Origin of the sequence: Polaribacter sp. BAL334 (assembly GCF_015767435.1) — a bacterium.
Classification (GTDB): domain Bacteria; phylum Bacteroidota; class Bacteroidia; order Flavobacteriales; family Flavobacteriaceae; genus Polaribacter.
Genome location: NZ_JADWOV010000293.1, coordinates 29,498 through 52,009 on the forward strand (window position 1 = coordinate 29,498; position 22,512 = coordinate 52,009).

General features: G+C 31.6%; 22 protein-coding genes and 1 pseudogene. 6 read left to right on the forward strand and 17 right to left on the reverse strand.

The genetic code is table 11. The features are described from left to right. Positions 1–72 precede the first annotated feature (72 nt). Complete coding sequence (locus tag IU405_RS08835) at positions 73–609, reverse strand: DUF4251 domain-containing protein (protein ID WP_197438249.1); 537 nt, start codon at positions 607–609, stop codon at positions 73–75. A gap of 101 nt (positions 610–710) precedes the next feature. Between IU405_RS08835 and IU405_RS08840 the strand changes: the two genes are divergently transcribed. Further along, on the forward strand, positions 711–1,415 hold the full coding sequence (locus IU405_RS08840; RefSeq protein WP_197438250.1) for a pseudouridine synthase: 705 nt from the start codon (positions 711–713) through the stop codon (positions 1,413–1,415). Positions 1,416–1,421: 6 nt separating this feature from the next. Here the strand turns inward: IU405_RS08840 and IU405_RS08845 are convergent, their stop codons facing one another. The 4 genes from IU405_RS08845 to IU405_RS08860 all read right to left on the reverse strand — a co-directional run bounded on the left by IU405_RS08845 (position 1,422) and on the right by IU405_RS08860 (position 5,334). Further along, complete coding sequence (locus IU405_RS08845) at positions 1,422–1,604, reverse strand: CPXCG motif-containing cysteine-rich protein (protein WP_197438340.1); 183 nt, start codon at positions 1,602–1,604, stop codon at positions 1,422–1,424. A 17-nt stretch (positions 1,605–1,621) separates the two neighbouring features. Further along, positions 1,622–3,613 carry a thiamine pyrophosphate-dependent enzyme gene (locus IU405_RS08850; RefSeq protein ID WP_197438251.1) on the reverse strand — a complete coding sequence of 664 codons (1,992 nt, stop codon included), beginning with the start codon at positions 3,611–3,613 and terminating at the stop codon, positions 1,622–1,624. Positions 3,614–3,723: 110 nt separating this feature from the next. Beyond that, positions 3,724–4,203: an Lrp/AsnC family transcriptional regulator gene (locus tag IU405_RS08855; protein WP_105045561.1), complete on the reverse strand. Its 480-nt coding sequence runs from the start codon at positions 4,201–4,203 to the stop codon at positions 3,724–3,726. 75 nt (positions 4,204–4,278) lie between these two features. Continuing rightward, positions 4,279–5,334 carry a M14 family zinc carboxypeptidase gene (locus tag IU405_RS08860; protein WP_197438252.1) on the reverse strand — a complete coding sequence of 352 codons (1,056 nt, stop codon included), beginning with the start codon at positions 5,332–5,334 and terminating at the stop codon, positions 4,279–4,281. A gap of 388 nt (positions 5,335–5,722) precedes the next feature. Between IU405_RS08860 and IU405_RS08865 the strand changes: the two genes are divergently transcribed. Continuing rightward, the gene (locus tag IU405_RS08865) at positions 5,723–6,031 is read left to right on the forward strand and encodes a helix-turn-helix transcriptional regulator (protein ID WP_410896747.1); all 309 of its coding nucleotides are present in this window, start codon (positions 5,723–5,725) and stop codon (positions 6,029–6,031) included. Positions 6,032–6,056: 25 nt separating this feature from the next. On the opposite strand, the gene IU405_RS08870 is transcribed toward IU405_RS08865, so the two are convergent. The 9 genes from IU405_RS08870 to IU405_RS15770 form a co-directional block, all read right to left on the reverse strand. Then, positions 6,057–6,416 carry a bleomycin resistance protein gene (locus tag IU405_RS08870; RefSeq protein ID WP_197438254.1) on the reverse strand — a complete coding sequence of 120 codons (360 nt, stop codon included), beginning with the start codon at positions 6,414–6,416 and terminating at the stop codon, positions 6,057–6,059. Between the two features lie 50 nt (positions 6,417–6,466). Continuing rightward, on the reverse strand, positions 6,467–7,069 hold the full coding sequence (locus IU405_RS08875) for a GNAT family N-acetyltransferase (protein ID WP_197438255.1): 603 nt from the start codon (positions 7,067–7,069) through the stop codon (positions 6,467–6,469). A gap of 46 nt (positions 7,070–7,115) precedes the next feature. After that, positions 7,116–7,394, reverse strand: coding sequence for a hypothetical protein (locus IU405_RS08880; RefSeq protein WP_197438256.1), 279 nt, complete (start codon positions 7,392–7,394; stop codon positions 7,116–7,118). A gap of 101 nt (positions 7,395–7,495) precedes the next feature. Beyond that, positions 7,496–8,230, reverse strand: a complete 735-nt coding sequence (locus tag IU405_RS08885) for a carboxypeptidase-like regulatory domain-containing protein (RefSeq protein ID WP_197438257.1) — start codon at positions 8,228–8,230, stop codon at positions 7,496–7,498. A gap of 128 nt (positions 8,231–8,358) precedes the next feature. Continuing rightward, positions 8,359–9,048, reverse strand: a complete 690-nt coding sequence (locus IU405_RS08890) for a hypothetical protein (RefSeq protein WP_197438258.1) — start codon at positions 9,046–9,048, stop codon at positions 8,359–8,361. Positions 9,049–10,008: 960 nt separating this feature from the next. Then, positions 10,009–12,237: a TonB-dependent receptor gene (locus tag IU405_RS08895; RefSeq protein ID WP_197438259.1), complete on the reverse strand. Its 2,229-nt coding sequence runs from the start codon at positions 12,235–12,237 to the stop codon at positions 10,009–10,011. 9 nt (positions 12,238–12,246) lie between these two features. Then, complete coding sequence (locus IU405_RS08900) at positions 12,247–13,536, reverse strand: tetratricopeptide repeat protein (RefSeq protein ID WP_197438260.1); 1,290 nt, start codon at positions 13,534–13,536, stop codon at positions 12,247–12,249. A 111-nt stretch (positions 13,537–13,647) separates the two neighbouring features. Continuing rightward, complete coding sequence (locus tag IU405_RS08905) at positions 13,648–14,202, reverse strand: DUF4331 family protein (RefSeq protein WP_197438261.1); 555 nt, start codon at positions 14,200–14,202, stop codon at positions 13,648–13,650. 28 nt (positions 14,203–14,230) lie between these two features. Continuing rightward, the gene (locus IU405_RS15770) at positions 14,231–14,881 is read right to left on the reverse strand and encodes a DUF4331 family protein (protein WP_197438262.1); all 651 of its coding nucleotides are present in this window, start codon (positions 14,879–14,881) and stop codon (positions 14,231–14,233) included. A gap of 192 nt (positions 14,882–15,073) precedes the next feature. Between IU405_RS15770 and IU405_RS08915 the strand changes: the two genes are divergently transcribed. Genes IU405_RS08915 through IU405_RS08925 form a run of 3 tightly spaced genes read left to right on the forward strand, consistent with a single transcriptional unit; the run spans position 15,074 to position 17,397 of the window. After that, complete coding sequence (locus IU405_RS08915; protein ID WP_197438263.1) at positions 15,074–15,901, forward strand: ion transporter; 828 nt, start codon at positions 15,074–15,076, stop codon at positions 15,899–15,901. Beyond that, positions 15,898–16,821 carry a tRNA (adenosine(37)-N6)-dimethylallyltransferase MiaA gene (miaA, locus tag IU405_RS08920; RefSeq protein WP_197438264.1) on the forward strand — a complete coding sequence of 308 codons (924 nt, stop codon included), beginning with the start codon at positions 15,898–15,900 and terminating at the stop codon, positions 16,819–16,821. Before IU405_RS08915 ends, miaA begins: the two co-directional genes overlap by 4 nt. Positions 16,822–16,878: 57 nt before the next feature. Further along, positions 16,879–17,397 carry an OmpH family outer membrane protein gene (locus IU405_RS08925; RefSeq protein ID WP_197438265.1) on the forward strand — a complete coding sequence of 173 codons (519 nt, stop codon included), beginning with the start codon at positions 16,879–16,881 and terminating at the stop codon, positions 17,395–17,397. Positions 17,398–17,447: 50 nt separating this feature from the next. Here the strand turns inward: IU405_RS08925 and msrA are convergent, their stop codons facing one another. Next, positions 17,448–18,101 carry a peptide-methionine (S)-S-oxide reductase MsrA gene (gene msrA / locus IU405_RS08930; protein WP_197438266.1) on the reverse strand — a complete coding sequence of 218 codons (654 nt, stop codon included), beginning with the start codon at positions 18,099–18,101 and terminating at the stop codon, positions 17,448–17,450. Positions 18,102–18,275: 174 nt separating this feature from the next. Here msrA and dnaX point away from each other — a divergent pair. Continuing rightward, positions 18,276–19,974, forward strand: a pseudogene (dnaX, locus tag IU405_RS08935) (DNA polymerase III subunit gamma/tau). Between the two features lie 6 nt (positions 19,975–19,980). On the opposite strand, the gene IU405_RS08940 reads toward dnaX, so the two are convergent. Both IU405_RS08940 and IU405_RS08945 read right to left on the reverse strand, forming a co-directional pair. Next, positions 19,981–20,415, reverse strand: a complete 435-nt coding sequence (locus IU405_RS08940; RefSeq protein WP_197438267.1) for a GtrA family protein — start codon at positions 20,413–20,415, stop codon at positions 19,981–19,983. A gap of 191 nt (positions 20,416–20,606) precedes the next feature. Further along, positions 20,607–22,424: a cation:proton antiporter gene (locus IU405_RS08945; protein WP_197438268.1), complete on the reverse strand. Its 1,818-nt coding sequence runs from the start codon at positions 22,422–22,424 to the stop codon at positions 20,607–20,609. Positions 22,425–22,512: the final 88 nt, after the last annotated feature.

Here is a 22,512-nt window from a genome sequence, read left to right on the forward strand (position 1 = left end):
TATTGGATTAGTAATCCATATAAATAAACTATAATTTATATTATGTTAAATAAAAAATATAGCCAAATGAATTTAGTCTTCTAATTCATTCCATGTTCCGTCATATGTGATTGTAGTTCTTCTACTACTATTGATGACAAAACTGCTTCTTTTATTCGGAAATAATGTGATTGACATTCTTAGAGATTCATTCTGTAGTTTTGTTTCAAAATCTAATTGATACGATTTCTTTCTTTCATTAAATACAAATTTTGATGTTGTTGGAATTCCCTCAAAATTAATTCCTGCATCTGAATTATATCCTGTAACAATTTGTAATTCTCCATAATATGGCAAATCAATCAGTAAACTATCGCCTTTGACAAGTATGTGATTTTGAATATTTACCAAATTGATATTTGCCACATTACTTCCTGGTGGCAATAAATTTTCCAATCCTCTCGTATTTGCAAATGCAATTGGTGTAGCAGAATTTGCAGTAATTTTAATTTTTTTAGCTAATACGATTCTTTTCATTGTATCAATTTCACCAATCGTTGCAGTACTTTTACAACTGTAAGTACTTGTAATAAATACTGTGATGAGTAAAAACCTGAAAACTATCTGCATATTTTATTGATTTATAGCGATTTAAAATTACAAAAAATCATGAAAGTAATTTGATAAAAAAATCCTAATATTTTTAGCTTTTAAAGAGTATTTTTGAAATCATGGAATTAGACATTATTTTTGAAGACGAATATTGTATTTGTGTCAACAAACCCAATGATATGTTGGTGCATCATGCAAAAATGTCAAGAAGTGTAAAACAAGAATTGTCTCTTTTACAGCTTATTACAGAAAAAACCTCGCTGAAAGTGTATCCAGTTCACAGATTGGATCGTAGAACTTCTGGGATTGTTTTATTGGCAAAAGAAACCAAATTCGTCTCTAAATTTCAAGAACTTTTTACTGAAAATCGAATTCAAAAAACCTATTTTGGTGTAGTTCGTGGCTTTGCTCCTGACGAAAAAATCATTGATTCTCCAGTAAAAGGGCGTGATTCTACAGTTTACAAAGAAGCGTATACCACATTGAAAACTTTAGCAACAATTACACTAGATATTCCTGTAAAACCCTATGATACATCACGTTACAGTTTGGTTGCATTGTTTCCTAGAACTGGAAGAATGCATCAATTACGTGTTCACATGACCAAAATTAGCCATCCTTTAATTGGTGATGGAAAATATGGTGACAAAAATCATGATGATATGTTTATTGAAAATTTTGGTTGGAATTACCTATTTTTACATGCCGGAAAATTGTCTTTTATTCATCCTTTTACAGAAAATGAAATTGAATTAAATGCTTCATTTACTGATGATTGGAATTCTTTATTTAAACAATTTTCTTGGAAAAATCCTCTACAATAAGTTGATTTATTGTTCTATAGATTCAGCTTCAAAGCCACTCAATTCTCCATCTTCAAAATACACAGAAACTTCGATGGGATTGCAACAAACTTCACAATCTTCAATATATGTTTGATTTGGGACGCTTTCATCCAAAATCATTGAAATTTCTTCCCAACAATGTGGGCATTGAAAAAAATGTTCCATTATTTATATATTTTGCAAAATTAATACGAATTCAAAGCTTTGATTGCTGCTTCCACTTTTGATTTTCCCAAATATTGTTGTTCTAAATCTGATTGAAAAGGAATGGGTGTTTCCATACTTCCAACTCGTTTTATAGGCGCATCCAAAAATTCAAAACAATTTTCAGTAATGAATGCTGAAATATCACTGGCAATTCCACCAAACAATGAATCTTCTTGCACAATCAATACTTTTCCAGTTTTCTTGACAGAAGCAAAAATCATATCAGTATCCAAAGGTTGCAAAGTGCGCAAATCAATCACATCTGCTTCAATTTCTGGCAGATTCTTTAAAGCGTCTAACACCCAATGAACTGATGCTCCATAACTGATAATACTCAAGTTTTTTCCTTCTTTCAACAAATTACCTTTTCCAATTTCAATGGTGAAATATCCTTCTGAAACTTCTTGATATACAGCTCTATACAACGCTTTGTGTTCAAAAAACAAGACAGGATTTGGGTCATTAATTGCACTGATTAGCAATCCTTTAGCATCTTGTGGAAAAGCTGGATACACCACTTTCAAACCTGGTGTTTTGGTAAACCAAGCTTCATTGGTTTGACTGTGAAATGGGCCTGCACTTACGCCTGCGCCACAAGGCATTCTCACAACAACGTCTGCAATTTGTTGCCATCTATAATGAGATTTTGCTAATAAATTTACAATCGGATTGAATCCTGAACTTACAAAATCAGCAAATTGCATTTCAACAACCGATTTCACACCATTCACAGACAATCCATAAGCCGCAGAAACAATCGCAGATTCACAAATGGGCGTATTTTTCACTCGTTCATTTCCAAATTCGTTGACAAACCCTTCAGTAATTTTGAAAGCGCCTCCATATTCAGCAATGTCTTGTCCCATCAAAATTAAATCTTCATGATGTTGCATTGATAAACGCAATCCATCTGAAATGGCATCTATAAAACGGATATTTTTCTTGGTTTCTGATGGTGTAATTGCTTTATAATCAACTGATTTATAAACGTCATTCAGCTCGTTTTCATAATTTGGAGTGATTTTTTCTTCATCAAATGCAATCTGTAAATGCTCATTGATTTCTTTCGAAATAGCCTCTTTGTATTCATTTTCCAGTACATCTGAAAGAATTTGTTGCTCTTTTAAAAACGTTTGGTAATTCTCAACGGGGTCTTTTGCAGCCCAAAAATCTAGCAATGCTTGCGGAACATATTTTGTGCCACTTGCTTCTTCATGACCTCGCATTCTGAAGGTTATGAATTCTAACAAAATTGGTCTTGGATTCGTTCGCAAACTATTGACCAATTCTTTCACTTTTGTGTATACTTCAATGATATTATTGCCATCAATAATGTGACTTTCCATGCCATATCCAATGCCTTTATCAGCGATGTTTTCGCAACTAAATTGCTCAGAAATTGGCGTTGACAAGCCATATCCATTGTTTTCAACACAAAATAAAACAGGCAATTTCCAAACTGCTGCCACATTCAAAGCTTCATGAAAATCTCCTTCACTTGTGCCACCTTCACCAGTGAAAACTGCGCAAACTTTGTTGTTTTTTTGTAATTTATTAGAAAGTGCAATTCCGTCAGCTATGCCCATTTGCGGACCTAAATGAGAAATCATACCAACAATTTTGAATTCTTGCGTTCCAAAATGAAAACTTCTGTCACGTCCTTTTGTGAATCCGTTCATTTTTCCTTGCCATTGAGAAAACAATCTAAAAAGTGGAATTTCTCTTGTGGTGAAAACGCCCAAGTTTCTATGCATGGGCAAAATATATTCGTCTTTTTCAAGTGCAGCAGTTACTCCTACTGCAATGGCTTCTTGACCAATGCCTGAAAACCATTTCGAAATTTTGCCTTGTCTTAGCAAAATCAACATTTTTTCTTCAATCAAACGCGGTTTTAAAAGCAATTTGTATAAATGCAATAAGGTTGCATTGTCTAAGGAAGAATTTACAGTATATTCAATTTTTGGATTCATAAAATATTAATTCATCAGAAAACAAAGCTACTGATAAAGAATTTTATTGCATAAAAAAACCTTATCATTTTTAGTGATAAGGTTTTATTTTTTATGGTATTCGCTATTGATTATAATTCTGCAAAAATAGCGTGCATCATACGTTTTTTATCGTTCAAACTTTCTTCCAATGCAATCATGGTTTCAGTTCTATTCACACCAGGTATATCATCAATTTTGTAAATGACATCTTTTGCATCATTGGTTCCTTTTGCTCTGACTTTACAGAAAATATTGTATTTTCCTGCAGTTACATACGCTACTGTTACGTTTGGAATTTTCTTTAAATTTTCAATTACGCTTTGTGTCATCGAAGTTTTTTCTAAAAAAACACCCACATGAGCTATAAAAGAATATCCCATTTTTTCGTAATTCAATGTCAATGTTGAACCTTGAATAATCCCTTCATCTTCCATTTTTTTTACTCTAACGTGAATGGTTCCTGCTGATACCAATAACTGTTTTGCAATGTCCGTAAAAGGAGTTCTTGCATTTTCTATTAGGATATCCAAGATTTGATGATCTATTTCATCTAAAAGAAATTTTTTCATTTTTGTACATTATTCAAATTATGTCGCAAATTTATAAATTTAATTTAATATATAACAATGAAAAATGTGAAAAGTTTAATTTAATTTGGAATAGAAAACGATTTCGTTAAGTCCAATCTTATTTTTGAGGTCTTCTCCTACTACTTTTTCTAAAATTGAAACCAATTGATTGTCAATAATTTTATCAATATACTGATACGCAACATCCTTTTTGTTTGGATTTCTATGAATCACATCAAAGAACATTTTTTCATTATTTGGGATGTCAAAATACGATTCATACGATTCAAAAACATCATTTTTGGCAATGTGAAATAGTCCTTGTAAAATAGCATAAAACGTATATTCTCTAGAAAATTCTCGGTTGTAATCATCAGGAAAATGACCGGATTCAATCAAAATGGTATTGTAGCCCAATTTCTGAAAATTATCTCCTGTTGCTGTGGGATAAAATTCGTCTGTATATCTTCCTACGAAATTTGGAATGATTTGTTGCAGCAATGCATTCATGGCTACAATTACATTCATGGTCTGAATTCTGCCTTGAGTAATAGCTCTTGAAACTTCTTCAGAAGGTGCTAAAAATGAAATCGTTGCAGGATTTTTTGTGCCTTCAACTCCGAAAATAGTCCGTTGATCATGCAAATTAAAACAAAAGTGAGGCTTGAAATCGTCCAAAGTTTGTCGTAATAATTGACTTTCAATGGCAAGTTTATCTAATGCGTCTCTATTCAAATCAATAGAATTTGCATTTATTCGGGTGTAAACTTCAGAACCATCAGGATTTAACATCGGGATAAATAATAAGGTACAATTGGTCAAAATTTCTTTCAATATGGGTTCATTGCTGTTTGAAAAACAATTGAACAAATCAAAAAGTGCTTTGGTCCCTGTACTTTCATTTCCATGCATTTGCGACCATAACAAAATTCGTTTTTCGCCAGTCCCAATTTTTAATTTCATGATGGGTTTTTGCAGTTCAGAAAAACCAAGTTGCGAAATTTGGAAAACGTTTTGATGCTTTTCAAAAAGGGATTGGATGTCTTTGAATTGAATCCACTTTCCAAAAAGAGCCAATTCTTTGTGCTGTTCAAAAAGCGATTGTACAAAAGTTGAAGATAATATCGTCACTATAGTGTGTAATTATTTTTAGCAAAAATAATTGAATTCACATCAGTAAACAATTAAAATATTACAAATGTAAATTGAACAAATGTTACATTTGTAAACATTGAGTTTGAATACAATTGTAATTTTTAATTGCATTCAAAAATTAAGATTGTAACAACAAAAAATACCGAATAAGATTTTACTATAAAAAGATTTTAAAAAACTATATATTACACTTATTCAGTATATTATATAACTTACATAAAGCTTTAATTAATGTTTAAAACATAATTTAAAACTTTCTTTTAGATACCTCATTGCTGTTTCCTTTAATTGAATTACATTTGTAATAAACAAAAAAGTTACAATGCTAAACAGTGATGAGTTTACACTTCGACTCAAAAAAATAATGGATTATTATGATTTATCTGCTGCTGTTTTTGCTGATAAAATAGGTGTTCAGCGTTCTAGTATCTCTCATTTGTTGTCTGGAAGAAACAAACCTAGTTTGGATTTCATCATGAAAATTACTTCCGTTTTTAAGGAAGTTGAACTCTATTGGTTGATTGACGGAAAAGGAACTTTCCCTAAAAATTCCCTGAGCACACTCCCCTCTTCTACTCCAACTTTTGGATCATCAAAGATTGATGAAGGGAAAAAAATACAACGAATTGTGGTCTTTTATTCGGATGGTACTTTTGATGAGTATTTGAAATAGTACCCAATTAAAACGGATGTTTATGTTAGGAAATTTGCTCTCCAAAGGTGAGTAAATTATGGTCAGGATCAAGCAATGAAAATTCTTTTTGACCCCAAGGTTTTGTTTGTAAATGCCCTGCTGGATGTATCTGGATTTGATTGTGCATCATTGATTGATAAAGCGCCTCAATTCCCTTAGTCCGAATATAAACTTGTCCATAATTTTCTTTAGGGTCTAGTGTTTTGAACTCAAAAAAATGTATTTCAATAGTATTTTTTTTGACTAACAAGTAGCCTTCATAATCAGTACTTCCGATATCAACAAAACCCAATTGATTTATATAAAAATCTCTGGTTACAGCCTTATTGCGCATAGGAAGTTTTGGAATAATTGATGTCATCATATTTTATTTATTTACAAAGAGGATTATTTGTGTTGAAAATAGCAATTCATTTACTGCTTATTGCTGATTTTTTCTTTGAGCGTTTGTTTCACAGTTTTGTGCCATTCATCTGAAAGAATACTCAAAACAATACTGTCGCGTCTTTTTCCATTGGGTTTATAGGTATTGCTTCTCAAAACGCCCTCAACAATACAGCCAATACTTTTCATGGCATTGATACTTCTTGTATTTTCATTGTCTGCTCTAAACTCTACCCTTTCCATTTTCAGTACTTCAAAAGCAAATTCTAAAAGCAAATATTTACAATTTTTGTTGATTCCTGTGCCTTGAAAATCTTTTCCATACCAAGTAAATCCAAGTTGTAGGGTTGCATTCTCTATTTGAACATCATAAAATCTTGTGCTGCCTGCATATTGATTTTTGCGCTTGTCAAATACTAAGAAAGGATATGAATTGCTGTTTTTTCTACTTTCTATTGCCTTTTCAATATATACTTTCATCTTATCAGGAGAATTTGCCTGAATCAATGAGTACGTCCATAAATCAGGTTCGTTGATGGCAAAATCAACTAACTTTTCATAGTCTTCTATTTTCAAAGGTGTCAATCTCACTGCATTATTTTCAAGAATGTATTCTTTTTGAAAGTCAATCATTATTAATTTTGTTTGATATGTATTTTAATTTTTGTGGAAACTTATTTTAGGTGGAGGAAATTCTAATTTTTAAGCGTTTGGATAGTTTTTTGAAGTGGTTGTGCAACAGTTGAATAATACCTCTTTTTAAAAAAACGTAAATTGGCAGAGTTAGAATTAATAAAATTCCGATTACTTTAGTCAAATCAGTCAGTATAAATCGTCCACCTTTCCACTCCATAGTTTCTGTTTTACTTTCAGTAATTTCAATTCCGCTATATATAAATAATAAAAATAGAATTATAATTAAAATCAGAAAAATCAGATTGAAATATGCTTTTTTCATAGTTTTCTTAAAAGACGCTAAAGGTTTACGTATATGAAACCTTCGATAACCCACTGACTGCCAAATGTTTTTTATATAAGTTTTTATATGCTGACATTTTATTAGGGTATAACAAATGCCACCGAACTAACTGAAGCCATATTCAAATTAGGGAAAACATTCCTTCCTAAATTTGGATCATAATATTCGTTGCTCCAAAATGAATCACCATAAACTTTCACATTTACAGTCTGTCCCGATGAAAAACCAGCTTTGGTTAAATCATTTTGTGATAAAATTATTTGATAAGGATTTATTTGTGAAATAAGTCCCAAAGAATAATAGGTGTAGGATTCATTACTAACATTTGAATCCATGTCAAGAAAATACCGAATATACCGGCGGTTGCCATTATTTCCTGCAGGATTAGTTGTAACTGAAATTATAATATTATTTCCACTGACGTTTGCTTCAAGGTTTGTTATTTGCGTAGTAGAAATTTTTCCTAATGACGGTGTGTTTAGAATTGCTGTTGCACTGTTTAGATGTTCAATGTTAACTTTTTTAAATGTTCCAAACCCTAATTTCTCATAGACAATAGTATAGGTTCCAAAAGGTACATCTATTAAAGTGAATTTCCCATTAACATCTGTTATTGCTGAAATAGAAGGTGTTACTCCTTCTACCTTTACTTTCATATTAGAATTGTCAACTTGTGTTATTCCTTCGTCGTACAAATTGACAGATCCAGTAATGTTTGCTTTTGTAATTGGGTCAGGCTGTGAGTCTTTATCTTCACTGCAGGAATTGATTACTAAAAAAACTAGTAAGCTAAAAGTCAAATGTTTTAATTTCATAATTTTAGGATTTTGTATATTACGTGTTTGTACAAAGTTAGTTGCGTTGTTTAAGCACTAAATTTAATAAATAAAAACTGACAAAGAAAATCCGCGAGGATTTTCGTAAGTAAGCAAAAAGCAAGCAATTAATTTTGTACGGTGTTGGCAACTGTTTTTAATCTTTTAGTTAATTCCTCTATTGTCATTCGTTGAACTATATTGTTAACATTTGCACTTATAATTTCTATATTTTCTAATTTCAAAGTAATTAATTCAGATTGTTCTTTTAATTCGAGTAAAGATTCATTCTTTTGGATTTTTATAAGTTTTGTGTCAAACCTTTTTTTCAAAGTTATGATTCCATTTTCATTCAACAATTCAAAACCAGCGTAATCAATTAATCTTTTTATTCCGTTTAAGAATTTAATTCCTAATATTCCAATTGATATTAATCCAACTTGAATTATAAGAGATAAAATATCAAATTCATTATCGCTTAAGAAATAACTAATTATTCCAACTATTCCATAAAATCCAATTATGCAAAACAGTATTCCTAAAATAATTGCAATGAAGTCAATAAGTATGGCTTTTGTAGTTCTTTGTATTCTTATATAATTTCCAATATTTACAAATTCTAATCCTAGATTTTTCAAATATTCTAGATTTTTAATTTCTAATAGTTTTTTATTTATTGAATTCTCCAATTCTGAAATATTTGTTTGAAGATTTCTTTTCTTAAATTCAACTTGTAATTTAAGTTGAGATTCAAAAGTCAGACTTTTTTGATTTTTCGAAAGTTCAATTAATTCGTTAATGTTTTTTTGTGTGTACATAGTTTTTCTTTAATAGTTGCCAACTAGTTTATATACGCAAATTTATGTAACTTTTTATAAAAACAACAGTCGCTAATTCAGCCCCCAAAATACAAATAAATCAAATATCATGTACATCAGTACTGCAAATACATGAAAAATATTGTAAAAAAGCAATTCTTTCCTACACCATTTTCAATACAGGAATTCCTTATTGCCATCTTGTTTTAATTTAGGAAATAGCTTGATAATTTGGTATTGTAATGCCATAAGTTTGTTTTTAATATACGATACTGAAGTTCTTGCTACTCCCTTCCAAGGCAACTGCCATTGCGTACTGAGGCAACTGCTAGCGCATACCGTGGCAAGTACCCAATAGTTCTAAAATTAGTCTATAAATATAGTACAATTACTTTGAACTAATACTACAACTTCTCTGGAGAAATTGTAGTATTTATAGGTAGTTGCCTCAGTGCCCGATTGCAATTGGGCACTGAGGGAATAGCAGTTGGGCACTGAGGTGCTAGCAACTTTTGTGTGGGAGTTCAAGATTTTGGATTCAAGGTTCAAGTTTTCGGGATTGTAAAGTGAATTTAAGGTTCAGAAATTCAATGCTATTCTTCATTCAAATCAATTTAAAATTGATTCTCATCCTAAAATTCCATCAAAAAAACTCAACATCCGTGAATTCGTGGTGGTGGGAGTTCAAGATTTAGGATTCAAAATTCAAAGTTTTCGGGATTGTAAAGTGAATTTAAGGTTCAGAAATTCAATGTTATTCTTCATTCATATCAATTGAAAATTGATTCTCATCCGTGAAAATCCATCAAAAAAAACTCAACATCCGTGAATTCGTGGTGGTGGGAGTTCAAGATTTAGGGTTCAAAATTCAAAAATTTTAAAACAGAAACGCCTGTTACAAGATTGTAACAGACGTTTCACCCAACCAAAACTAATCAAACAATGATTACTTTTTATATGTTAAAATTGACAAACAATGGAAAGTTTTGCAAAAAATGGTGTTCCTGGTGTAAAATGAATTTCTTCTACGGAATTTACCTCATTTTGCAATCTTGATTCCGTAGCAAACTGTGTTTCGTTCCAAGCTACATTGAAAAGATTTTCTACTGAAACCCCAATAGTCGTATTTTTTAAATGATAATTCAAGTTGATGTCACTCACAAAATATCCTTTTGCAACAATGCTATTGTCTTCATTGGCTGGTCTATCACCCAAATATCGATAATTGAAACTTCCAGAAAAATTGCCTTTTTGTGTCATTGACAATCCTCCTGCCAAGGTAAAATTGGGTGCTAAGGGAATAAAATCTTCTCCCGAAATTGCTTCCAAACTTCTAGCTTTGGTTACAGTAGCATCTGAAGTGAAAAATAAATGATCAGTCAATTGATAACGCAAACCTACATCCAATCCAAATCTTTCTGATTTTCCAGATGGTTCTACAATTCCTGCATCGCCCACATACACAAATTCTTCTTCGGAAAATAAATACCAAGCTGCAGTGTTTATGACTAGATTTTTAGAAGGTTTCCAGATGTTTCCGAAATCCAAACCATAGGCTCTTGGCAAAATTTTGTCTGCATTTTGTTGTAAAACTACTCTTGCATCATTGGAATGAAACCCAATTCCTGATTTTAAAAACCATTGCATATTGTCATTAGGTGTGTAAAAAAAGTTCAATTTTGGATTTACGATTGACTTCGTATTTGACAAGGTTTCATAATTGGTACTCAACGCATCATTGTATAAAAATTTGAAATAGTCAAAACGAACTGCTGGTGCAATTTTCCATTTTCCCAACTCGAAAGTGGCATTGTAAAAAGCATACGCATTGGTTTGCTGGATATCACCTAATTGAATGTTTTGAAGAATTTCTGTTCTATTTTTAGTACTTGCTAATTGATTTCCTAAGCTGTTATCAAATCGAAAACCAATGCCTTTATTGATGGTCGTTTCTGTTTTTCCATTGTCAATTATATCCGTAAACTGCACATTCATCCCAAAAATATCACGCTCTTCAAACTGTTTTATTTGATCACCATCTACCGGATTTTCTAGGAAAAAAGTAAAATTGGAAAACAATTCAAAATTGTAATTGCTATAAAATGCATTTGCTTTCATGAACGAATTGTCTGCCAATGTTTTTTGCAATTGCACATTGATATTTGAACGAGAAGTCTTTCCTCCTTCTGTGTCATCAATCGCTCCAAATCTTGTAATCATTCCATTATCAACAGCTCTTTGCGGAATTTGTCCTGATGCATCCCATCTGCTTGTAAAATGCGACGTTGTAAAAGTCAACTTGTCTGAACCATTTAAATAGGTATTGTATTTGGCAAACAAATTCAATCTATTAAAGTTTTGAGGGGATTCAAAAGGGCCATCCGTTTCTATATATTCCACTGCCACATACGCATCATCTTTGCTGTTGTGTTCTAATAAATTGAACATTCCTAGAGTTCTGAATGAATTGAAATCTCCATAACCTACTGAAACAGTATTTGTTGGAAGGCTATTTTTAGTATCAAAACTCACATAACCAGCAGTGTTAAAATCTCCTTGATTGGCATAATAAGGTCCTTTGCCAAAATCTATTTTCTGAATCGTTTCAGGGATGATAAAATGCAAATCGCTATACCCTTGACCATGTGCATGCGAAACCATGTTGATAGGCATGCCATCTACTGATAACGTAATATCTGTTCCATGATCAATGTCAAAACCGCGCAAAAAAATCTGTTCTGCTTTTCCTCCTCCTGCATGTTGACCTATGAATAATCCTGGTACTTTTCGCAGAATTTCTTGAGAATTGTTAACAGGATTTAATTCCAAATCAATACGAGCAATGGTTTTCAAAGCATCTTTTTCTTTGCCAATAATAAGTTCATCTAACTGAAAAACATTGGTTTCTAAGGTAATTTGAATGCCTTCCTGCAATTGATTTTCAGTGATGATGATAGTGGCTTTTTTAAATCCTAATATCCCAATTTCCAGTTGATTTCCAACCACTGTTTTTTCTAAGATAAAATTTCCATTACTGTCTGTATGTGTATGTGAATTGGTGTTTGTGTTGAAAACATAGGCGTTTTCTATAGGTTGATTCATGACATCCAAAACACGTCCTTTGAGTTGTTGTGCAATTGCCGAAAATGTACTGACAAATAAGGCAATTAAAAAAATACTTTTTTTCATATTGATTTCTTATAGTTTGGAGATTATTTTGGCAGTATTAGGTCCTAATTCAAAGCTACTTTCTTTCAAATCGGCAATTAATAAACTTGCTTCTTGATTTCGATTGTTTGCTTTTAAAATCTGCACTGCATGAAATAATAATTCGGGTTCAAAAGTATGGGGAATTACCTGTTTTTCTATAATAGTTAACGCTTTTTTAACATCGCCATTTTTAAAGTAAGACCAAGCCAGCAAATCAAACGATTGTGCTGTGGGACGCTCTTTTACTTCTCTTTTTGCAATTTCTATAGCTTCTTTTATAGTAGATGTATTTTCAGCCAATAAAAGAACGTTGTATTTTGCATACATGGCACCGTATTTTTCATTGTTTACTGCTGTAAAATACTGTTTGATATGTTGTTCTTTTTCTGCAAAATTCCCTGAATATTCTGCTATTTCTGCTTTCAGTAAATGCAAATCAGGTGCCATGGTTTCTTGTTCGATAGCTGCTAAAATGGCTAAAGATTTAGCAGGATTTTTTTCGTGTGAAAATACAATCCAAGCAATTCCTTTTTTAGCATAACTATTATTTGGATTGATGTTCAAGGCTTTTAAATACGATTGATAGGCTTCTTGCAATCTCCCAGCATGACCATAATAATCACCCAAATTGGTGTGTGCCCATTCTAACAATTCAGGTTTGTTTGAATTTTCAATTCTTTGCAACGCCTTTTCTAAATAGTTGATGGCACTGTCTAAATTTCCAATGGCATCGCTAAATTTTGAAATTCGGATCAAATATTCAAAGCTGTTAAAATCTTTTACTTTGGATAAATATGCCTCTGCTTTTGAAGTATTTCCCAATTCTAAGTACACATCAATCAATTGAAATTCTGTCAATTGAAGATTTTCGCCATTCTTTTCAGCTTTTAACAGTAACTCTAAAGCTTCTTTAAATCGGTGTTGTGAAACGTAATTTCTTGCCAAACTGCGCAAATATCCTGCATTATCATAATTCGTTTTTTCATTTGCTTGCAACAATTTAGTTTCTGCTTCTTTAAGATAGTTGATATTTCCTGTGATGGAAAACAAGTGTGTATTTGCTGAAGCTATTTTTTGCAAATACGGATATTGATTGGGAGTTGCTTCTAATTTTGTTGTCCAGAATTCCAATTCTTTTTGAGCATTTTCTAACGAAATATTTTCAGTAACGTTTAAATATGCTGCATATTCTTTTGGGTCTGTGATTTGCTGTTGCGTGTTTTTTGAACAGCTAACGACTATCAATAAGAGTCCTAAGATGAATGAGGTTGTTTTCATGAGTTGGGTTGGTTTTGGGTTGTTTGTTTTTTAAAATAACTGGCGTATGTTTTAGGGGTTCATACGCCAGTTTATAAGGGGTTTTTTACTTTTTAGGGGGTTTGTGTTATCCTACCAAGGACTTGCCAAGTAAGGAAATGATGTCAAAAATGGTTTGTCATTGGCATCTACATTGTCATTAGATAAAGTTGGATTTTCAGAAAAATCTTCTCCACCAAAAATCAATAACAATTCAACTGTAATCACATCATCAGCCAAAGCTCTTCCTGTTAATACATTTGTGCCATCAAAAAAAGTGGTTTTTCCATCTAAGGAAACATTCAATACGTCTGTTGCTAGCAATCCTGTGAAAGATGCTGCATCCAATCCCAAGGCATTTTTGTCACCTGCATTTGCGAACGCTGGACTTAATCCCATCAAATTTGTTTGAAACATGGATTGGAATGCAGCTCCTTGTTGAGAAGGCACAGTTGTGTTGAAAGCATTTTTACTTGCTGATGACACAAAAACCGTATTGACTGCTGGTCTTCCCATTTGATCTTTTTGCTCATATACTCCTGCAAATTGGTTGTCCATTTCAGACATATTATCGTCATTATCATTGCAACTAATTACAAAAAGTGAAAAAGTTGCGATTGCTATATATTTTAAAACTGGTAATTTCATGATATTGTTTTTTAAAGTTTGATGTTAATTATCTTTTTGTTTTTGCTTCTACCCAAGTATTGATGGTACCTGAACCTCCAATGCTACTCTTTGGGACTTCAACTACGATGGATAATACGTTTGAACCTGCAAAAGTATCTGCCCCTGGATTGTTAAAACCTGAAGCATTTCCTCCTAAAATAGCACCATATTGTGCAAAATCCATAAAGAAAGGATCGTCTCTTGGCCCAGCAAAAAACTTCATGTTGTTTTGAGTTGCCACAATCGCATTTGACCCATAAGGAGTGATTGCCACTTCTGATTTTGTTGCAGATACATTTACAAAACTGTTCAATCCTGGTGATGCAGGTGCAGACGGGCCAAAGAAATACATTTTACCATCTCTTGGAATTGCCTGAATGACCAAATCTTCGATGTTGTCATTATTTGTATCAATGTTGAATTCCACTAATACATTCTCATCAAAAGAAGCACTTGCTGTTGCTGTCGGACTTAACAATCCTTGTACGTTGGCTACGAATACCAAATTATTGGTATCTTCTCCCTGAAAAGCATAGAAATCTGTGATGTCTGCACTTGTTCCTTGTGTTGCAGGAGCATCAATATGATCTGCTGCAATTGCTACTAAACCAATAATCGCTGAGAAAATGGTTACTGCTAAAATTTTTGTTTTTTTCATTGTGTGAGTTTTTAATGTTTGTTTTAATTTGTCTCTCACACATACTTACGAGAGAATTCAAGTTGCGGTTTTAAAAAAGTTGATTTTTTTTAAACTTTTTTTTAAAACCCTTGTAAATAGGGAGAAAATCGATAGAAAAAAATTCAGTTTCATAAAATATTTGTAGTATTGCAATACCAATTTGAAAGCATTTTGAAAAAAACGAAACCAAAAAAAGACTGGAGATCACGTCTTCATGAAATAATTTATGAAGCAGACACCAAAGAAGGAAAACTTTTTGATGTCATTTTATTGATTTTTATTCTTTTAAGTGTTTTTTTAGTGATCCTGGAAAGTGTACAATCTATAAACGAAAAATACTATGCCCTTTTAAATATCTCAGAATGGATCATTACCATTCTTTTTTCAATTGAATATATTCTTAGAATTGTATCTGTAAAAAAACCTCTTTCCTATATATTTAGTTTTTACGGAATCATAGATTTACTTTCTACTATTCCCAAATATTTATCTTTCATTATAGTAGGTTCGCACAATTTAATTGCATTAAGAGCTTTGCGATTGTTGCGCGTTTTTAGAATTTTAAAACTTACACGTTATATTGGCGCTTCCAACAATTTGATTTTAGCAATGAAAGCCAGTAAAACTAAAATTGCGGTGTTTTTATATTTTGTGATCATACTTTGTATAATTTTAGGAACCATTATGTACATTATTGAAGGTGCTGAAAATGGTTTTACCAATATTCCTAAAAGTATTTATTGGGCGATTGTTACACTAACCACAGTTGGTTTTGGCGATATTACTCCGCAAACTCCTTTTGGTCAATTTATTGCAAGCATCATCATGATTATAGGATATGCCATTATTGCAATTCCTACTGGAATTGTAAGTTCGGAAATGACAAAAAAGAATCAAATTTTAGAAGAAAACACGGAAGTTTGCCCAAATTGTGCAGCAGAACATCACAAAGAAAAAGCAAAACATTGTTATCAATGTGGCAGTAACTTACATTCATGAATTCTAAAAAAACAAATACGCTTATCACTATTGTAGGTCCAACAGCGATTGGAAAAACGGCGTTGAGTATTCAGCTAGCAAGTCATTTCAATGCGAGTATTATTTCCTGTGATTCTCGTCAGTTTTTCAAAGAAATGAGTATTGGGACAGCTGTTCCTGAAACTGAAGAATTAACTGCTGCAACGCATTATTTTATCCAAAATAAATCGATTTTTGAAGAATACAATGTGGGACATTTTGAACGTGAAGCACTACAACAATTAGACGAATTATTTGCACAAAATTCCATTCAAATTATGGTTGGAGGAAGTGGATTGTATGTAAATGCAGTGCTGAATGGATTGGATGATTTTCCAGAAATTGATTCCTCTATCAGAGAACAACTTCAAAAAGATTTGCAAGAAAAAGGCATTGAATATCTGCAATCACAACTCAAAATGTTAGATTTAGAGAGCTTTGAAACCATTGCTATTGACAATCCTCACAGGATTATGAGAGCTTTAGAAATTTGCATTGGAACACAAAAACCCTATTCATCTTTCAAAAACAAAGAAAAAAATGCCAGAAATTTCAATATCATTCAAATTGGATTAACCGCAGAAAGAGCTGAAATTTATGACAGAATCAATCAACGAGTTGACATCATGATGGAAAAAGGATTGCTTGAGGAAGCCAAACAATTGTATCCACATAAAAATCTAAATGCTTTGCAAACAGTTGGTTATCGTGAATTGTTTGACTTTTTTGATGGAAATAGTTCATTAGAGTTTGCCATTTCTGAAATCAAAAAAAATACGCGCAGATTTGCCAAAAGACAATTGACTTGGTTTCGAAAAGAGGAAACCATTCATTGGTTTGATTATAAAACGCCTTCCCAAGAAATTATCAATGCCATTTTAGAAAGATTGGCTACTTTTTAACGAAGAACGCTTTTGTAGTTCACTCACTTTTATATCTTTGCCAAAATAAATTCAATCATGAAATCAAAAATAGTTTTTTTAAGTGCGCTGTTATTTAGCACTATTGCTTTTGGGCAAACCAAATTAGGTACAATTGATAATGATTACATCATCAATTTAATGCCAGAAACAAAAATTGTAGTAAAAATGGCCCAAGAATATGGTCAAAAATTGGATTCTTCATTTACCATAAAAATGAAAGAATATCAAACAAAAGTGGATTATTATAATAAAAATGAAAAAGAATATGGGGAATTGATGAAAAAAACATTGATTTCTGAAATCAAAGTCATGGAACAAGATATTCAAAAATATCAAGAAAATGGTTCGAAATTGATGCAATTGAAACAAAATGAGTTGATGCGTCCTTTGTATAAAAAACTGAATGATGTTATTGATTTGGTTGCCAAAGAAAACAAATACACACAAATCTTAACCATTCAAGGAAATCAGTTTGCTTATATTGATGAGAAATTTGATATTACAAAATTAGTAATGGACAAATTAGGTTTGAAAGAACCAGAAGTAAAAGAATAATTACTTCTTTCAAAACATAAAAAAACCTCACAATTTGTGAGGTTTTTTTATTACTGTTTCTCATTTTCCTTTAACAATTCAGGAAACATCTTTTTAAATCGATTCAATCTTGGGATAGAAACTGCTTTTACATAGGGCTGATTTGGATTGTTTGTTTCAAAATCCTGATGGTAATCTTCAGCTTTGTAAAATTTCTTGAATTTTTGCACTTCAGTCGCAACTTTTCCATTGTATTCTTCTTTATTGAGCTTTGCTATTATTTTATTTATGATGGTTTTTTCTTGTTCATTGCTGTAAAAAATAATAGAACGATATTGACTTCCATAATCAGGATGTTGGCCATTTACGGTAGTTGGATTGTGCGAACCATAATACACTTTCACCAATGTTTCAAATGACACTATTTTCGGATTGTAATACACAGCCACAGTTTCAGCATGTCCTGTATCTCCTTTTCCAGTTGATTCATAGGTTGGATTTTTTGTATGTCCTCCTGCATATCCAGAAACTGCCTCCTCTACTCCTTTTACACTTTCAAAAATAGCTTCCACACACCAAAAACAGCCACTTGCAAAATAAGCCACTTTGGTTTCTTGAGAAGGTGTGTAACTTTTTTTTGCTGTTGTTGGTTGATTTTTTTCAGCTCCAATACACGAAATAAAAGTGAATAGGATTGTTGAAAAAAGAATGTTAGTGTATTTCATATATAAATTATTTAATTTTTATTATTTCAATATTTTATTGACTCATTACTTCATTGTCATTCGTCGTCTAAAAATACAACAATTTACATTTTGTTTACAACTTTCACAATTTATTAAGAATCCATCTTGTAAAACACGCCCTAGATATGTATTTTTGTTGACCAATAAAAAAATATGGAGCATTTTATCGTTTCTGCGCGCAAATATCGCCCTCAAAATTTTGAGGATGTTATTGGGCAACAAGCAATTACGAATACTTTAGAAAATGCGATTAAAAATAATCACTTAGCACAAGCTTTGCTTTTTACAGGTCCGAGAGGTGTTGGAAAAACTTCTTGTGCAAGGATTTTAGCAAAAAAAATCAATCTTCAAGGCTCAAATATTGCTGAAGACGAGGATTTTGCTTTCAATATTTTCGAATTGGATGCTGCTTCTAATAATTCAGTAGATGACATTAGAAGTCTTACTGACCAAGTGCGCATTCCACCACAAACAGGAAAATATAAAGTATATATCATTGATGAGGTGCACATGTTATCTCAAGCTGCTTTCAATGCGTTTCTAAAAACCTTGGAAGAACCCCCAGCACATGCTATTTTCATTTTAGCAACCACCGAAAAACACAAAATTATTCCAACGATTTTATCTCGTTGTCAGATTTTTGATTTCAAAAGAATTGGTGTCTTAGATGCAAAAAACTATCTGAAAACCATTTGCAAAAACGAAGGAATCACAGCAGATGATGATGCTTTGCACATCATTGCTCAAAAAGCAGATGGTGCCATGCGTGATGCATTGTCCATTTTTGACAGAGTTATCAGTTTTTCTGGAAAAAATTTGACAAGAGAAGCTGTTGCTGAAAACTTGAATGTCTTGGATTATGACACGTATTTTTCGATGACGGATTTGCTGTTAACAAATAACATTCCTGAGGTGTTGAATGCTTTCAATATCATTTTATCCAAAGGTTTTGAAGGACATCATTTTATCAATGGTTTGGCAAGTCATTTTCGAGATTTATTGGTAGCAAAAGATAAAATAACACTTGATTTGCTAGAAGTTGGTGACATTGCCAAACAAAAATATTTAGTACAAGCAACCAAAGCAAGCGTTTCATTTTTGATGGATGCCATCGAAAAAGCAAATTCTTGCGACTTGAATTATAAAATCAGTAAAATTCAGCGATTGCTGGTGGAATTGACTTTAATGCAAATTGCCTCTATCACTTTTGATGGAGAAAAAAAAAAAACCAGCTAACTTCATAATTCCGGCAACCTTTTTTCAAGCTTTGATGCCTGCTAAAAAAGAAGTTGTCAAAGAAACTCTGAAAATTGCTGTTGAAACTGTAAAATCGGTTCCAGAACAAAGCAAAAAAATCGTTGCTGAACCCCAAAAATCCATCATAGAAAAGCTTCAAAAAAGAGAATCTTCCTTGTCTTTGAAAAGTGTTTTCAAACCCAAAGAGATAGAAAAATCGGTGGTAGAAGAAAATTATGATGACTATCCTAAAACCGTTTTTACCGTTAAACAATTGGAATTGTATTGGAACGAATATACTTCTTTATTAGAAAAAAAAGGGGAACAAAGCATGGCTGCTATTTTGAGTATTGGAAAACCAATTTTAGGCGAAAATTTTCAAATATCATGCACTGTTTCCAATTCGTTAATGGAAGATCAGTTTTTAAGAGCAAGACCCAACTTACTGCATTTTTTGAGAGAAAAACTGAATAATTATGGAATTGACATCTCCGTAATTTTAGACGAAACTGTATCTAAAAAGTTTGCCTATACTCCTCAAGAAAAGTTTAATAAAATGAAAGAAAAAAATCCATTGATTGAGAAATTACGCCAAACATTTGAATTGGATTTGTAATATTTTTTATTTAAAAACCCACACTTTTTGACCAATAAAATTAAATGATGCACTCAATAAAGTTGCACCTACAAATGCTACGAAATATTTGTAAGGAATTGCTGTAAATGCTATATTTTTTTGTAAAATCCTAAGAAAAAAAGAATTCATAAATACATTTATAAGTAAAGAAAAACTATAAAGAATTATGAATTTTCCAAATCTTTTAGATGATTTATTATTATGCTTCCATGTCCAAGATTTGTTGAAAATATAAGTAACATTTAAACCACATAAAAAAGAGATTGTTTTTGCAAAAGCTTCATTACTTATCTCTGAAAATGCTTTCTCATGCAATAAACGCAGTAAAAAATAATAGCAAATTAAATCTACAACAACCGCTAAAATTCCAATAAGTATAAATTTTATGAGTTGTTTTTTAAGAGGTGAATAATTACGCATTGATTATAAATTGAGTTGATAATTCATGAACTTTTTACAAATATTTATTTTATTTGATAAAAGTTACACTTCTGATTAAAAAGACAAAAATACTTAATACTAATGAAAAGCAATCGAAAGTTTTTAAAACCTTAATATTATTCCCTTACATTAAAAAAGATTGTCAAATAATTAAGTTAGATTTGAAACTCTTACACAATTTTCTTACCTAAATAAGATATAATTAACTCTTTTTTAGGTAATTTATCTCTCTCGTATTCAGTAATTAAATACAATCCTGACCCTTTTTCAATAAAAAGTGGAATTGATTTTTCTTCTTGGTAGAGTAAATTTAAAACCTCCTTATACTGTTTTTCATCTTTAATTTTTACTTGATGAATTACAGGGTTTTCTCTGTAAGCTTCACTTAAATTAATATAATCATCTTTTGGTGTGAAAAAGTGTAATTTTTCTTCGACTGTAGCTTCTTTAATTTCAGTAGATGAAGCAATTTTAAAAGAACCATGTTCACCAAAAACTTCAGAAAAATTTTCTAAAGCTTGTTTGTTTACAGTATCATTTGCGGTTAATGCAATTAAATAACCCACATCATTCAACTCGATATTGTCAGTCAATTCATCATCATAAATATTAACATTCAACGCCTCTAAATTGTCTTGCAAAGCTTGCTCAATAAAATGTTTGTTGGAATCAATAATTACAATTCGCTTGCCTTTATCGCGCAAATAACTTGCTATCAATCTTGCTGGATTTGAAGCACCAACTATTAAAATTCCATTTGATTTTTTTAGAAAAACGCCAACAATTCTGGCAAAAAATCGAGCTGTAGTAGCATTTAAAAGTACGGTTCCAAGAACAATCATAAAAACCAATGGAGTGATGTATTCTGCACCTTCAACACCTTGTTTCAATAACTTACTTCCGAATAAAGAAGCAATTCCTGCAGCCACAATTCCTCTTGGTCCTACCCAACTTATAAAGATTTTTTCATTGAATTTTAGCTTGGAATTGATGGTACTTGCAAAAACAGCAAGAGGACGAATTACAAAAACAACAATCGCAAATAAAGCCAATGTTTTCCATGAATATAAAAGCATTAACTCTTCAATATTCATGTTTGCTGCTAGTAAAATGAATAAAATTGAGATTAATAAAACACTCAAAGATTCTTTAAAGTACAACAATTCTTTGATGTTTTTCAATTTGCCATTTCCTAAAACCATTCCCATTACAACTACTGCCAATAATCCAGATTCGTGAGCAAAAAGTTCTGATTCTACAAACACTAAAAGTACTGTTGAAAGTGAGGCAACATTTAATAAATAATGAGGAATCATTTTTTTATTGATTACATAAGCCAATGCATGCGCAAACGTAAATCCAAAAGTAGTTCCAAATAACAAAATTTTTCCAAACTCAATAAATGCTGTTTTAGTAAATCCACTTTCACCACCAACTGTGATGAATTCAAAAACTAAAACCGCTACTAAAGCTCCAATAGGATCTATTAAAATTCCCTCCCATTTTAAAACAGTTGAGATGTCTTTTTTTAAAGGAATGTTTCTTAAAATGGGTGTGATTACTGTAGGTCCAGTAACAATGATTAGTCCCGAAAATAAAAAAGAAAGTTCCCAACTTAAATTAAAAATTTTATGAGCAACAATACCTGCTCCAAAAAAAGTAATAGCTGCACCTAAAGTGATTAATTTGGTAATGACTGGTCCTACGTTTTTAATCTCATCTCTTTTCAATGTCAAGCCTCCTTCAAATAAAATAATACTAATGGCCAATGACACAAAATTGTATAAATAATCTCCTGGAAAAAGTCCTTTTTCACCATTCCAAATGGGTTCAATCCATTTTGAACCATCTTCAGTAATATAAGTTGCAGCAATAGGTCCAACAAATAATCCAATTAAAATTAATGGAAGAATTGCAGGGATTTTAAATTTCCAAGCAACCCATTGCGCCAATATTCCTAAGATAATAATTCCAGCTAATTCTAACATATAGTTAAGATACTATTTAATCGTAAAAATAAGAATGTTTGTGACTGATAAAAATTAAAACATCACATTTTTTAAAAAATTCAAGTAA